Annotated in this window: 18 protein-coding genes and 2 pseudogenes; 5 read left to right on the forward strand and 15 right to left on the reverse strand. The window is 60.1% G+C overall.

Annotated elements, in window-relative coordinates; translation table 11 throughout:
- The 3 genes and pseudogenes from C0617_RS09310 to C0617_RS09320 form a co-directional block, all read right to left on the reverse strand.
- A pseudogene (locus C0617_RS09310) lies at positions 1–281 on the reverse strand (hypothetical protein); the annotation flags it as partial.
- Positions 278–532 (reverse strand): hypothetical protein, encoded by a 255-nt coding sequence (locus C0617_RS09315; RefSeq protein WP_291316745.1) that lies wholly within the window; start codon positions 530–532, stop codon positions 278–280. The gene C0617_RS09315 and the pseudogene C0617_RS09310, both read right to left, overlap by 4 nt.
- Positions 533–760 carry a hypothetical protein gene (locus tag C0617_RS09320; RefSeq protein ID WP_291316746.1) on the reverse strand — a complete coding sequence of 76 codons (228 nt, stop codon included), beginning with the start codon at positions 758–760 and terminating at the stop codon, positions 533–535.
- Between the two features lie 146 nt (positions 761–906).
- Here C0617_RS09320 and C0617_RS09325 point away from each other — a divergent pair, with 146 nt between their 5' ends.
- Entirely contained in the window at positions 907–1086 is a 180-nt protein-coding gene (locus tag C0617_RS09325) for a hypothetical protein (RefSeq protein WP_291316747.1), read from the forward strand.
- Positions 1083–1553, forward strand: a complete 471-nt coding sequence (locus tag C0617_RS09330; RefSeq protein ID WP_291316748.1) for a methylglyoxal synthase — start codon at positions 1083–1085, stop codon at positions 1551–1553. The genes C0617_RS09325 and C0617_RS09330 overlap by 4 nt, the downstream gene beginning before the upstream one ends.
- A gap of 72 nt (positions 1554–1625) precedes the next feature.
- On the opposite strand, the gene C0617_RS09335 is transcribed toward C0617_RS09330, so the two are convergent.
- Positions 1626–2024 (reverse strand): acyl-CoA thioesterase, encoded by a 399-nt coding sequence (locus C0617_RS09335; RefSeq protein ID WP_291316749.1) that lies wholly within the window; start codon positions 2022–2024, stop codon positions 1626–1628.
- A gap of 294 nt (positions 2025–2318) precedes the next feature.
- Here C0617_RS09335 and budA point away from each other — a divergent pair, with 294 nt between their 5' ends.
- Both budA and C0617_RS09345 read left to right on the forward strand, forming a co-directional pair.
- Positions 2319–3095, forward strand: coding sequence for an acetolactate decarboxylase (gene budA / locus C0617_RS09340; RefSeq protein WP_291316750.1), 777 nt, complete (start codon positions 2319–2321; stop codon positions 3093–3095).
- A gap of 96 nt (positions 3096–3191) precedes the next feature.
- Positions 3192–3665, forward strand: a complete 474-nt coding sequence (locus C0617_RS09345) for a hypothetical protein (RefSeq protein WP_291316751.1) — start codon at positions 3192–3194, stop codon at positions 3663–3665.
- A 157-nt stretch (positions 3666–3822) separates the two neighbouring features.
- Here C0617_RS09345 and csgH read toward each other — a convergent pair whose 3' ends face one another.
- The 11 genes from csgH to C0617_RS09400 form a co-directional block, all read right to left on the reverse strand.
- The gene (csgH, locus tag C0617_RS09350; RefSeq protein ID WP_291316767.1) at positions 3823–4209 is read right to left on the reverse strand and encodes a curli-like amyloid fiber formation chaperone CsgH; all 387 of its coding nucleotides are present in this window, start codon (positions 4207–4209) and stop codon (positions 3823–3825) included.
- Positions 4199–5077 (reverse strand): CsgG/HfaB family protein, encoded by an 879-nt coding sequence (locus C0617_RS09355; RefSeq protein ID WP_291316752.1) that lies wholly within the window; start codon positions 5075–5077, stop codon positions 4199–4201. Before C0617_RS09355 ends, csgH begins: the two co-directional genes overlap by 11 nt.
- A gap of 14 nt (positions 5078–5091) precedes the next feature.
- Positions 5092–5517, reverse strand: coding sequence for a curli production assembly/transport component CsgF (locus C0617_RS09360; protein WP_291316753.1), 426 nt, complete (start codon positions 5515–5517; stop codon positions 5092–5094).
- Between the two features lie 13 nt (positions 5518–5530).
- Entirely contained in the window at positions 5531–5875 is a 345-nt protein-coding gene (locus C0617_RS09365) for a CsgE family curli-type amyloid fiber assembly protein (RefSeq protein WP_291316754.1), read from the reverse strand.
- A gap of 347 nt (positions 5876–6222) precedes the next feature.
- Entirely contained in the window at positions 6223–7809 is a 1587-nt protein-coding gene (locus tag C0617_RS09370) for a hypothetical protein (protein WP_291316755.1), read from the reverse strand.
- 68 nt (positions 7810–7877) lie between these two features.
- Positions 7878–8942, reverse strand: a complete 1065-nt coding sequence (locus tag C0617_RS09375; protein WP_291316756.1) for a hypothetical protein — start codon at positions 8940–8942, stop codon at positions 7878–7880.
- 73 nt (positions 8943–9015) lie between these two features.
- Positions 9016–9867, reverse strand: a complete 852-nt coding sequence (locus C0617_RS09380) for a hypothetical protein (RefSeq protein WP_291316757.1) — start codon at positions 9865–9867, stop codon at positions 9016–9018.
- A gap of 73 nt (positions 9868–9940) precedes the next feature.
- The gene (locus tag C0617_RS09385; protein ID WP_291316758.1) at positions 9941–11008 is read right to left on the reverse strand and encodes a hypothetical protein; all 1068 of its coding nucleotides are present in this window, start codon (positions 11006–11008) and stop codon (positions 9941–9943) included.
- 128 nt (positions 11009–11136) lie between these two features.
- Positions 11137–11682, reverse strand: coding sequence for a hypothetical protein (locus tag C0617_RS09390; protein ID WP_291316759.1), 546 nt, complete (start codon positions 11680–11682; stop codon positions 11137–11139).
- Positions 11651–11977, reverse strand: a complete 327-nt coding sequence (locus tag C0617_RS09395) for a PilZ domain-containing protein (protein WP_291316760.1) — start codon at positions 11975–11977, stop codon at positions 11651–11653. Before C0617_RS09395 ends, C0617_RS09390 begins: the two co-directional genes overlap by 32 nt.
- 297 nt (positions 11978–12274) lie before the next feature.
- On the reverse strand, positions 12275–12838 hold the full coding sequence (locus C0617_RS09400) for a response regulator transcription factor (protein WP_291316761.1): 564 nt from the start codon (positions 12836–12838) through the stop codon (positions 12275–12277).
- A 517-nt stretch (positions 12839–13355) separates the two neighbouring features.
- Between C0617_RS09400 and C0617_RS09405 the strand changes: the two are divergent.
- Positions 13356–13565 (forward strand): annotated as a pseudogene (locus C0617_RS09405) (hypothetical protein); the annotation flags it as partial.

Below are 13565 nucleotides of genomic sequence, written 5' to 3' on the forward strand. Positions count from 1 at the left end.
ACGGCGGCCAGCAGCAGGGCACGCAGCCCGCCCTCCTTTCCGAGAAGTCGCCCCACAAGGTCGCGGCTGACCCAGACCTGGACCAGGCCCACCAGTCCCATGACCGCGACGATGATCAGGCTGACCGACCAGAAGGTTCCCATCCCGACCTGAAGGCCCTGCAGGGCGCGGCCGGCATCGACCCTGAAGGCCCAGACGAAGAGCCCCATGGCCAGCAGCAACAGCCACTGGGAACGGACCAGGGCCCACCAGCTGAAACCCTCCCGCCCGGACCGGCTCATACCCAGACCCCGATCAGCAGACCGATGAGGAGGGCGGCGAGAAAGGTGATGAGGTTGCGGGTCAGGGCGAAGCGGAAGCCGAAGGTCTCGGCCTCGAAGGGAAGGGAGATTATCCCGACCGAAACCCAGGCCACGATAAAGGCGGCCACCGCCGGAGGCCAGGCGCCAGCGTCGAGCAGCGACCCGGCCAGGGGGAAGGCGGCGACCGGCGGTCCCATGGCGACGGCCCCGAGCAGTCCCCCGCTCAGCAATTACGCCCAGCCGGCCGAAGCACCGAACCGCGCCTCGATCTGGGCGGGCGGCACGAAGGCCTGGAACAGGCCGATGAGCGCGAAAATCGCCACGAGGAAGGGCAGCACCTTGACCAGCGAGCGGACCGCCGCCTGAAGGCTCTGGCGCGTCTTGTCCGGGGAGACGCGATAGAGCAGAGCGTAGGCCGCCAGGATCAGGACCAGGTAGACGAGGCCGACGGATCTCATGAACACCTCTTGAAGGGAGTAGATGCCATCATAGACCATTCGGCCGGGCGGCGAAAGGCCCGTTCGGGTACGCCGCCGGCCTCCATTGCCCCTCCCGCCTTTTCGGCTAAACTTCAGGGAAAAGTCCACTCATCCTGTAGAAAAACATGGGCGTCAAAGTCGTTTCGATTTGCCTGGCCTTGGTGATGACCCTGTTCGCCGGTCCCGCGGCGGCCGCGGGCCTGGAGGAGACGGTAGAGACGCTCGAAGGGCGCATCGAGGCCCCGGAGCGGGCCCTGGGAGTGAACCGACAGGTAACCGACCATCGCCCGGGGAGATGGAAATGAGCACTGCCGCCGGCCAAAAGAGGATCGCCCTGATCGCTCACGACAACCAGAAGCCCCAACTGCTCGACTGGGCCAAGGCACACCGCAACCTGCTTGCCCGCCACCGGCTGTGGGGCACGGAAACGACGGGGAACCCCCTCGCGAAGAGGTTGCGCCTGGATGTGAGCAAGGTCGGGAGCGGCCCCCTCGGCGGCGACCTGGAAATCGGCGCGATGATCGCCAGGGGAGAAATCGACATCCTGGTCTTCTTCTGGGACCCCTTGGAGGCGCAGCCTAACGACCCCGACGTCAGGGCCCTGCTCAGGGTGGCCGCGGTCTGGAACGTCCCCACCGCCGGCAACCGCTCCACCGCGGACCTGATGTTCTCCTCGCCCCTGCTGGAGAAGGAACTGCACCGCAAGGTCCCGGACTACAGCCGCTACCGGTGGGAGGATGTCGACCACGACGAGGTCCTGGAACACGATTGAGCCATCCCCCCGATGCGCCCTGCCGGGCGCAGGCACAGAAAAGGCGGCCTTTTCCTGCCGCCTTTCCTCGTGCTATCCCCCCAGCGCTTCGGCGATCTGCCGCGGCAGCCGGGGGCGCCCCCTGTCGCCGAGGGCGGTCCCGATGATTCGAGCCTTGAGCACCGGGGCGCCGTCGGGCTCGCGACAAATATCCTGGTGAAAGGCTAAGCGCAGGGGCGATATCCGCTCCAGGCGGGTGCCGATCCAGAAGCGGTCGCCGCTTTTCAGGGGGCTCTTGTAGTCGAGTTCGGCCCGCACCACGACCAGATTGACCCCCTGCCGGGTCAACTCGGCAAAGTCGAGTCCCAGGCTCTTGAGAAACTCGTGGCGGGTGTGCTCCAGGTAATTCTGGTAGACTGCGTTGTTCACCACCCCCTGCATGTCGCACTCATAGTCCCGCACCTGAAAATCGAGCTTGAATTCGTCGTTCACCGGCAACCTCCCCCCCTGAAGGAATCATTCGGCTCACCATACCGGAACTCGGCGCCGGCCTCAAGGGCCGGGCCGGCACCTGCCGACATTTACCATCCGCAGGTTGATAATCAACGGATCGAACCGCAGGGAGGGCGGGCGCGACTCGCTTCCCCCAAAGCATGGAGAACGACGATGGCGCCTGCCCGCGGCGCGCCCGCCCCTTGCTTTTTCCTCATGGCAAGACGATAATGCCCACCATGCCTCGCCGGGAATTTCACCGGCCTGTTTTTTCATTGAAAAGGAGTGGACATCATGATCAAAAAAGCCGCCTTGCCGGCCATCGCCCTGCTCTGCCTGCTCGCCCTGCCCTCCGGGGCTTTTGCCGGGAGGGACACCCTGACCCAGGTCTCCACCATCGACGCCCTTCTGGGAGGGCTCTACGACGGAGTGGCCCCCGTGGGGTCCCTCCGGGAGGCGGGCGACCTGGGGATCGGCACCTTTCACGCCCTGGACGGGGAACTGGTCATGATCGACGGCCAGGTCTTCCAGGTGCGCTCCGACGGCTCGGTACGAACGGTCGATGACGGGGTGACCACTCCCTTCGCCGCGGTCACCTTCTTCGACGCCGACCGACGCGTGGACATCCCCCCGGGAACCGACTTCACCGCCCTGGAGACCCTTGTGGACGGGCTTCTGCCGACGGACAACCTCTTCTACGCCTTCCGCATGGAGGGCCGCTTCCGGACCATGAAAACCCGCAGCGTCCCCGGCCAGCAAAAGCCTTACCGCCCCCTGGTGGAGGTGGTCAAGCAGCAGCCGATCTTTGACTTTTCCGAGGCAGAAGGGACCATCGTCGGTTTCCGCTGCCCGGCCTTTGTCAAGGGAATCAACGTCCCCGGCTACCACCTCCATTTCCTGAGCGCCGATCGCAAGGCCGGAGGCCACGTTCTGGCTTTCGAGGTGGAGCAGGCCACCCTGGCCATCGACCCCACCGCCGAGTTCACCCTGCGGCTTCCCGAAACGAAGGCCTTCACCGCGGCGGACCTGACTGCCGACCGTGCGAGGGAGCTGCAGAAAGTGGAGAAGTAGCCTCCCTCCCGCCACGGCCCGAGACCAATCTTCATCCCTCCCGCCTATCCCCCCCTTCGGCCCCCGGGGTATAATGGGGACAGGGAGGTGAGGAGAATGTTCCGTCTCGCAACGTGGAGTTTAATGATAGCCCTGGCGGCAGCCGTCCTGTTGACCGGCGGCACCGTCGCGTGGGCCGAAGACCGGTTTCTGAACAGCGGTCCCGCCTTTGCTCAGATGGAGGCCGGAACGGAGGAGGAGCCGTTGCTGAGCGCCTCTTCGCGCCACCTGACCACCGGGCAGAGGGAGTACGCCCGTCCGAAGCTGAAGCAGGGCGATCCCCGGGGGGACGATCACAGGTTCTACTCCCACAAGGGCGCTCACCGTTTCCATAAACCGCACCAGAGCCACGACCGGTACGGCTACTACGACCCCTATCCCAACGCTCACCGGCGATACGGCTCCCCCCACAGGGGTTACAAGGGGTATTTAGGCCTGTCGGCCTGCTTCCGTAGCGGTTCGGTGTACGTCTGCTTGCACGACCTTCATCGAAGCTACCGTGGCGGTCTCCACCTGCGGTTCGGCCACTAAATAAATAACCGTTGCTCACCTGAACAAGAAAACGGACCCGTCAAGGTCCGTTTTCTTTTGGCGCGGCCGGTGGGCCTTCGATCGGAATCAGTTTTTGCGATCCGGAAAAAACCGCTGCCCTCGCTTAGGCGGGGTCGGCCGCCGGGGGGGAGCGAATTTATTCCTCTTCGGCCGGGTAGGTCTGCGAGGTTTCGGCCACCAGGACCCCCTCGCGGTAAAGTCGCAAACCGACCTCCACGGTGCTCCCCGGACCACTCTCCAGGGCCATGCGCGACAGCCGGGAGGGCAAACCCTCCCGGGCCATCACCCGCCCCTCCTGAGAAGTGCTAACATTCCCCCCGCCGCCTCGCTTCAGCGCCCGGAGGCTATAGGTGAGGGAACCGCTGGCCGGGGCAAGGCAGTAGCCCGTCACCGCCAGCCTCCGGCCTTCAGCTTCCCGGTCGAGCCAAACCTGGTAATCCGCGGCACCGGCAGGAGCACCAGCAAAGGCGAGGGCGCCCACAATGCCCCCGATTCCCCAGAGGAAAAACCTCCTACCCCTCATCACCCAGAGGATCCTCCCGAGCGGTGAGGAAACGGTTGGCGTCCTCGGCCTCGGCCAAGTAGTCCTGAATGACCGGGGTCTGCATTTCACCCGGGTCTTCCAGGGCCCAGATCCCATCGAGAATCCCCTCCACGACCAACCCCACAACGGCTTTTTCAATGGCCCCGGTGACCGCCAAGTGCACCGGCTCGTTGGTCGTCAGTCCCGTCTCGGCCTCAAGAAGCCGCTTGTAGCTGATAAAGCGGAAAACGCCGGCACTCACCTCCCGCGAAAGAACCGTTTTGGTGGTAGTCACCGATTTGAGGATGCGTCCACTGCGAACGTCCACCGCCCGCAGACAGACAGTGATCCGGTCCTTGCGGCACTCGGTGGCACCGCCGACGCCGAAGTATTTGCCTCCCAGTCCTCCGGTGACGATGTTGGTATCATAACCAATGACTCCGCCTTCTATAATAACGTTGGCCATATCCAGGGGGGGCAGAGTTTGTGCCAGATCCTGCCCCTGTTTTTCCAGGGCGGCACGGATGATCTTGCGTTCGGTAAGCAGGTTCTGCAGGCCCTCGCGCTCCACCGGAATGAACCAACCTGAATCCTTGAGAGTCTGATTGAGGACCGCCGTTGACCCCTGAGTCACAGCGGTGGAAAAGGAACTGACGTTGGGAAGGGGCTTGTATTGCCAGGTCTGGTCGCGAAAATTGTAGACGGCCACCTTGATCTTGCCCTTGGGGGCGGGCAGGGCAATCAGGTCCCGATACGTCGGCGTGACCGATGCCACTCGGGCGGGCTGAATGAAGGGGCTGCAACCGGCGAGCAACAGCAGGATCATGCAAAGAGCCGATACCCTGACGGGGAGGTACTGCAAAAACATGTGGAAACTCCAGATCAGTAGAGTTGCGGAACCTCGATGGTGGTTTCGTTGCCCGTGCCGACATCGGTGATGGTCACCGTCAGGTCGAGGCCGTCCCAGTTGTTGACGTCGATGAGATAATCGCCGAACTCGTAGTGTCCCTCGGGCAGACTCTCGTAATCGCCGAATGCCTGACCCACGATTTCGCCCGCCAAGTTGCTCAAAATCCTACGCACGAGGCTCTCTTCAAAGCTGTCGATGGGGTCCCTGCGATAGGAGGATGAACCCTCCGTGTGCTTATTCTGGGCCTCGGCGGCGCCGAGCAGGAAACCGCCATTTGAGGACGGACCACCGAAGGACGGGTTGATCGGTGTGTAGACAAGTTCCGTCGAGTGAACCGGGGCGGCCACCGTAAACAGGAGCGCGGCTAGGCCCAGCAGGCATACAATGCGTCGTTTCATCCCATACTCTCCTTCAGTATCCATCGCCCTTGAGGTCCTCGGTGTCCTGGCCGCCGTTGGTGTCGATGAGGTAGCGCAGGTAGCCGCGAACCCTGGGAATGGCCTGTTTGGCCGCTTCCTCCGCCCCTCCGGAGCGGGGACGCAAGGTGGTGCGGTAAGCCGGGCGACCGTTGACCTCGACGGCGATAAAGCTCCCCCAGCGCGCGTCCGGGATCTCCTTGATGACAATGTTGTAGCGGATGGGGATGTTCGGATTACCCCACAGGGTGCAAAAGTGGCGATATAAATCCTGTCCAATCCGGGTGCGGGTCTGGTCGATGAGAAGCCCGTTGACCTCGGGGTCGGCAACGCTGGCCACGGGCCGCACCAACACGCTCAACGCAAGCAGGACTAATAAGAGAGAACCTCTCGCTCCCGTAAGCGTCTTCACCGTGTATGACACCTGCCATTCAAAAAGGGATTACCCGCTGACCCAGCTGAAGCAAACCGGTCATGGGGGGGGAAAACTAGTTCCAATGAAATAACCAATGCTCCGACAAAAGCTTAGCCCCTTCAATAACAACAGTCAATTAAATTTTTACAATTCTACTGCCATAAGTGCAAGGCGGCCCGCCCGCTTGGGACGAGCCGCCCCTGTTGCACGGCATCATGATTCAGGGTCTCCAGCCCTGGCCGGGGGGGGGAGACTCTGCCTTTTACGGGTTGCTACTGGGCCTGTACCACCACGGCGCTGTTGCTGTCACCGAACTGGTCGACATTGGCACCGTGACCGCCGAGTCCGGTCTGGCGCACCGTGGTCCAGTTGAGGTTGCCGTCCTGGTAGACATAGGCGAAGTTGTCGTTTGAGACACCCTCGGGCGGCAAACCCGGCCCGGCGGGGCGTAGCCCCTGCTCGATGAGGGCGTAGTTGTCGTTGCCCCCCTGGCCGAGACCCGCGATGTTCCCGTCTCCCATCTGGTAGACCTCGGCGCCGTATTCCATAAGATCGCCGGTCAGGGTCGCGGCCCCGGTTTGACTGCCCCACTGCCCGACGGTGGCGCTGTTTGCGCTGCCCTTCTGGCCGACCTTGGCCCTGTTGCTCCCGGCGGAAGCGCTGCTGTCCTGAACCATATAGGCTGCGTTGTCGTCGCCGTGCTGATGCTGGATGGCGAGGTTGTCATCGCCGTACTGCTCGATGTTGGCTCCATACGGGAAATCGTTAATACCATAATAGACTTGGCTATTGTTGCCATTGCCGTCCTGATGCTGCACGGCGACGTTGCCGTCGCCCTCCTGATGAGCGCTGGCAATATTGTCGTCGCCCTCCTGGTCCTGGCTGGCGTAGTTGCCGGTGCCGTTCTGGCTGATGGAGGCATCGTTGCGGTCGCCCGTCTGGTACTGCTCGGCCCCCCAGAGGGCAGACTGCGCCGCGTTCATGCCGTTATTGGAGCCGGTTTGATCAATGGTCGCGGTGTTACCGTCGCCGAACTGGTTCTGGTAGGCGGTGTTAAACCCGCTGTCATCCCCGGTCTGGTTGATATTGGCGGTGTTGTCGTTGCCCATCTGCATCTGGGTGGCGTTGTGCATAATGCCGCCCTGCTCCAGGGTAACGCTGTTGCCGTCGCCGGTCTGGCTCTGGGTGCCCCAGTTCCGGTCACCGGCCTGGGTGGAGACGGCCGAGTTGAGGTTGCCCTCCTGGCTCTGCTGAATCTGCCCCTCGGTGAGGTTGTTCCAGTTGCCGGACTGGTTGGCCTCGGCGTAGTTGCCGTCACCGTTCTGGTGCTGGGAAACGGTGTTGAAATCGCCGATCTGGCTCACCCGCGCGGTGTTGTTATTGCCTTCCTGGAACTGATCCACCTGCCAGGAATTGCGGTTGTTCTGGTTGCCCTCCTGGTAGGCTTCGGCGCTGTTGCCGAAACCGAGCTGATTCTGGTAGGCGGTGTTGGCGGTACCGATTTGGATGGTCTCGGCGCTGTTGCCGTCACCGGCCTGGTCCTGGTAGGCCATGTTGTCGGTGCCGTTCTGATCGATGGTGGCGCTGTTGCCATCGCCGACTTGGTACTGCTCGGCGGCGAACCCGACCGGACCGTGGATCCCCTGCGCATTGTTGCCCGTCTGGGTGACGGTAGCGGAGTTTTCATTGCCATTCTGTAACTGGTATGCCTGGTTGTAGTCGCCGGCGGCGACGCTCGTCTGGGTGGCGGAGGCGGTGTTATCGTCGCCAGCCTGGTCAATATCGGCCAGGTTGTCGGCGGCGGCCGCCGGGCCGGCCAGCAGCGCCGCCAGGGCCAGGGCCAGTACTATTTTCTTCATAGTCTTGTCCTTTCGCTCGAAAGGGCGCGCCCCGCTGCGGCGGGACGCACCCTGCTTATCCGAAGGGCCTAGTTCTGGGTGACGTTGGCGGTGTTGCCGTCGCCAATGGAGTCAACAAAGGCCATGTTGCCGCCCACGGCCTGGGTGACGGTGGCGATATTGCCGCTACCGTCCTGGAGAATCAAAGCTTCGTTGTAAAGGCCGTTCTGGGACACAGTGGCGTCATTGTTGCAGAGGCCGAGTTGATCGAGCTCGAGGTAGTTGCCCTCGCCGAGCTGGTCGACGTCGGCGATGTTGCCGTCACCTTCCTGATAGACATACGCCTCGGCATCAAACCCAGTCTGCACCACATCGGCCCCGTTGAAATTGCCGACCTGGTCCACCATAGCAATGTTGGCTCCCCATTCACCCGGGGTGTTCTGATCGATGTCGGCAATGTTGTCATCGCCGACCTGGTTGATGTTAGCATCCCATTGCCAAGGGCTCGCAACCTGGTTGATGGTGGCCTGGTTGCGGTCACCCTCCTGATAGACCTCGGCCCAATTCGTTTCGCCATCCTGGTTTACGTTGGCCACGTTCTCGTCGCCGTACTGGCCTACACCGATGCCGCCCCACTCAGAGAGGGCATTGCCATCACCGGTCTGGGTGGCATAGGCCTGGTTGCTATCACCTACCTGCTCGATCCTGGCCTCGTTGAAGCCACCGGCCTGGTCGAGAGTGGCGGTGTTCCCGGCTCCGACCTGAGAAACGCTGCCGTAGTTCGCATCGTTCCGCTGATCGATGGTCGCGTTGTTGAGATCGCCCTCCTGGTATGCAATCGCAGTGGAAAGGCCCTCATCGACATTGTCAAGTTGAGTGATCTCTGCGACATTGTCGTTGCCCACCTGGTCAACATCAGCGACGGTTTCGATGGTGCTCTGGGTTACGGTGGCGCTGTTGCCAGCGCCGAACTGCATTACATCGGCGTCGTTGGCGGTGCCGTTTTGTGCAATGGTGGCGTTGTTGAGGTCACCGGTCTGGGTGGCCGCGGCGAGGTTCGCGTCCCCGTTCTGATCGATGTCCGCTTCACTGCCGGCAAAGGCCGGGGCGACAAGAGCGATCATCAGAGCGCAGGCGACCAAAGTCTTCTTCATGGTCTTTCCCTTTCTTTTTGAGGGCAGAGTCTCCTCCTGTGCAGGGCGAATCTGCCTGAGTTATGTCAAATGGCTAGTTCTGAGTGACGTTTGCGATATTGCCCTTTCCGTAGGAGTCGACATAGGCCATATTGCCGCCCACGGTCTGGGTGACGGTGGCGATGTTGTCAGCGCCTTCCTGGAAGATATACGCTGCGTTGGAAAGGTCGGCCTGAGAGACGGTGGCGTTGTTGGAGCTGCCGAATTGATCGAGTTCGAGGACATTGCGGTCGCCGTTCTGGTTGATATCGGCAATATTGTCTTCGCCTACCTGGGCAACCTCCGAATCGACCCAAAAGCCGCTCTGACTGGCGGTGGCCTGGTTGCGGTCACCCTCCTGGCTGACGGTGGCTGTATTTTCATATCCACCCTCCTGGTCCAATATAGCCACGTTTTCATTGCCAACCTGAGAAATGCGACCAGTGTCAAAAACACCTTGCTGATTAATGGTGGCGCTGTTGTCATCGCCAAGTTGCGTAACATATGCGCCGTGATCCGTCCCGTGTTGTCCGACAGTGGCGCTGTTGCGGTCACCAGTCTGATCAATAAAGGCATGCTCATCAAAACCATGCCAAACGATAGCGCTGTTTAGGTCACCAGTCTGGTCAATGTCAGCAAAGGTATCCCATCCTTGCCAAACGGTGGCGCTGTTGCGGTCACCTGCTTGGTCAACCTCGGCACGGTTTCCGTTTACCTGTTCAACGGCCGCGCTGTTGAAGTCACCAGTCTGGTTGATGATCCCGACATTCCCATTCTCCAAACCTTCGCCATGTTCAACGGTAGCGCTGTTAGAGTCACCGATCTGGTCAATGTCCGCTACGTTTCCAGCAAAAGCCGGGGCGGCCAGAACCACCATCAGGGCACAAGAAAGCAGAATTTCTTTCATAGTCTTGCCCCTTCTCTGTGAAGGCAGATCCCCCGCACCGTGCACGGAGGACCTGCCTGACCATGCCGATTGGCTAGTTCTGGGTTACGGTAGCGGTGTTGCCGTTGCCGATGGAGTCGATGTTGGCCACGTTGCCGCCCACGGTCTGGGTGACGTTTGCGATATTGCCGAGGCCGTTCTGCAGGACGTACGCTTCGTTGGCGAAACCGCCTTGAGTGACATAGGCCTCGTTGTCGCCAGCTCCGAGCTGGTCGAGGTCGAGGTAATTGCCCTCACCGGCCTGATCGACGTCGGCGTAGTTGCCATCGCCAGCCTGGTTTACATGGGCCTCAGCAGTCATGCCCGTCTGATCAACAAAGGCCTGGTTCAAATCGCCGGTCTGGTCGAGGTCAAGCCATGCATCGTAGCCGGACTGTACAACCTCCGCATAGTTCTCGTTGCCGACCTGATCAATGGAAGCATCAACGATCTCAGCGGTCTGATCCACGTAAGCCTGATTCAAGTTGCCTTCCTGGGTCACGTAGGCTTCGTTATCGCCTAGCACTGCAGGAGTATTCTGATTGATGTCGGCCACGTTGTCGTCGCCAAACTGGGTGATATGGGCATCCCACTGGTAGGGGCTGGCAACCTGATTGATGGTGGCGTCGTTGCGATCTCCTTCCTGGTAGACATTGGCCCAATGAGCATCCCCGTCCTGGGTCACGTTGGCCAGGTTATCGACCCCGTACTGACCGATGCCGATGCCATGCTCTGAGATAGCATTACTCGAGCCGGTCTGAGAAGCATAGGCCTGGTTGCCGGTACCGTCCTGCTCAACGCTCGCCCAGTTCGAATCGCCGTGCTGATCGACAGCGGCGATGTTGTCGCCCCCGCTCTGGAAAACAGTTGCATTGTTCGAAATGCCGGTGTCCTGAAGGACCGTAGCGCTGTTGTTCCCGCCAAGTTCCTCGCCGGGCTCCTGGGTGACGGTGGCGGTATTGTTATCGCTGTTCTGGTCGACGTCGGCGAAGTTCAGATCGCCGGTCTGGGTGACGGTGGCGGTGTTGTTGTCGGCCATCTGATCGATGTCAGCGGTGCTGCCGGCAAAGGCCGGAGCGGCCAGGACGGCCATCAGAGCACAGGCAAGCAGAGTCTTTTTCATGTTATTTTCTCCTTTGGGTTTGGAATGAAACAATTTGTTTTGACTCCCTCGAGAAACGGAACTAAAACCACGTCAGCCGGTAATTCCTCCCTCCTTTCGTCGTTTTTTTTCACAAGCCCCCCGCCGCTTCAGTAGCTGGTCTGAGTTACCCGAGCCACGTTGCCATTGCCATCCTGGGTGATGGTGAACATGTTGCCGCCGCCATATTGATCCAAGACAGCAAAGTTCTGTTCTCCCCTTTGAACCAAGCCGGCCCAGTTGTTTTGCCCTTCCTGGGACACTTCGACGCGATTCGCACAACCCGACTGACGCAAATCGATCTCATTGGCATAGCCAGCCTGGAACAGCAAAGCCTCCTGGCTGTTGCCGTTCTGCCAGACTGCAGCCATGGTGGCAGCTCCGCCTTGTTCGATTTGCAGGAAGTGGTCGTGGCCCTGCTGTTCTGCAGCCACCATGTTGAGGTCGCTCGCGGGGAAAAGGTCGGCACTCCATTCTTGGAGTATGTTGGCCTCGTTGTAGGAACCATTCTGGGCCAGGTTGGCCTCACTGGCCCCGTAGGCTGTTTGCCACGCCAGGGCGAGAAAAAGCGCCGTAAAAAGAATCCTATAAAAAGTCATCCGGGTCGCTCGCATCGCTTTGCCCTCATTTACCAAACGGAAAGAGTGAGTAGCCATTGTCGAATCCTACGGCCATCCCTTGCTCCTCGGTTCGCAGAACCTTCCCGACCAAATTGACGGCCACATAGTCTTCCTGAAAAAATTTGCGAAGCTTTTCAATTCTTATAATCAGCTTAACGGCGACCCCGCTCCCCGCGCTCAGGGGACGCTCCGCTTTTAGAAAAACCCCTTTGCTGGAAAGATTCGTGGTGATGAGATGCAGGGTCTCTGGAAGACTGCCGTCCCCCACGATCACGGTCGCCGGCACCCTAAGATGGAAGCGGCCCTGTGCTCTTCTCTCTTCTTTGCGCAAAGTCCAAATCTCCTTCCGGGCACGATGGTCTAAAGCCTCGAAACAGAGAATAGAGAGATTTAAGGATTTTCCAATGCGCAGCTTGCATGATTTTGGTTCGTATTTTCAGGACGAGCAGGGATGAGAAGATGGTCCGTGGAGGTACGTAATGCGGACGGCCCAGATACGAAAGGGATGAAAAGACTGGCGGGAGGAAATCGGGGAAAAGGGAAGGCGTTGATGGGGGGAAAGCACCTGCCCTGAAGGGAGGCGCAAGACTACGTGATTTTACGGGGCTTAATGATTTAATCGTAGGGTCTAGAGGTTTTCCGCAGCCCAGAGGGAGGCCTGGAGGCGACTGTTGACCTTGATTTTTTTGAAAATATTGTAAACGTGGGTGCGAACGGTGTTGACGCTGATGCAGAGTCTCTCGGCGATGCCTTCGTTGGTGGCCCCCCCGGTCAACAGGGCGAGAACATCGACCTCTCGTGAAGTCAGGTTGCCGGGGCCATTTTTTTGCGGGAATCGGGCTTTTCCCACTTCCGAGTCCCTACTGGCAAGCAGGGAGTCCTCCAGCACCTGCCGGGTCACCCAGAGCTCCCCCGCCAGCATGGAATCGATCCCCTTGTTCACAATGGCCATGGAATCCTTTTCGTAAAAATAGCCCCGAACCCCTTTCTGAAGCGCGGTTTTTTCCACGCCTGACCCTGCCCTGAGGTTGAAAAGGGCGACCAGGTATTGGGAGGCTATGGCATGTAGATCGCCCTGCAAAAGTGCAAGGATCTCGACAACCTCCAGGCCGAAACATTCAAACAGGACCAGGTTCCGCCGCGAGGAGGGACCGGCGATTCCCGAAGGGACCTTGGCGAGGGTGTCAACCACAAAGCATTTTCCAATCCGGTCAGATTGCATGGCAGAGGCAACGACGTGGTTCTGAAACTTGTTGCGCCCGACAAGGTATGCATGTAAAGACTCACTGGCATTGTCCTTTGGTTTCGGTTCCCCCATCCCTTACCCCCCCCCCCGGAACTGGGTATATTGGAAATCTATAATAGAGCGTGTCTGGCACCTTAAACAATAAAAGCCTCTAATGCAAGGGCCTTTCTCTTCTTGACACAAATCCTATTTGACCTCCTGGCTGGGATTTACCCTCCATCTCTCGAAGCCGGCACACTCGGAACCCCAATGCGCAGGCGATCAAGGGCAAATCCCTGAAACTTTATTCTCTCAGCCCATTTCAAGGGATACCCCGCCCCTCAAGGTGGCCACAGCAGGAGCGAGACATCCCACATGGGCCGGGAACTCCGCGCGGGGCGCAGAAACAGGTTCCGAATTTTCAAAAAGCTGTTTATAATCAATAGAATTTGAGCAAACCATACACTTCAAGGGGCACCGAAAGATGAAACCGAACTCCGGCCCTGCCATACCCCTCACACCTATCAGGCTCCTCATTCGCTCGGCACTCCTTTTGGCTGGCCTGGTACTTTTTTCACTCCTCGGCTGCAAGACACCGGAGCGAATCGCGCCACTGGCGCCCGGTGCGGTCGTCCTCGCCTTTGGCGACAGCCTGACCTATGGCACCGGCGCCAAAGAGGAGGCATCCTACCCC

The sequence above is a fragment of the Desulfuromonas sp. genome (genome assembly GCF_002868845.1).
Taxonomy (GTDB): Bacteria; Desulfobacterota; Desulfuromonadia; order Desulfuromonadales; family BM501; genus BM501.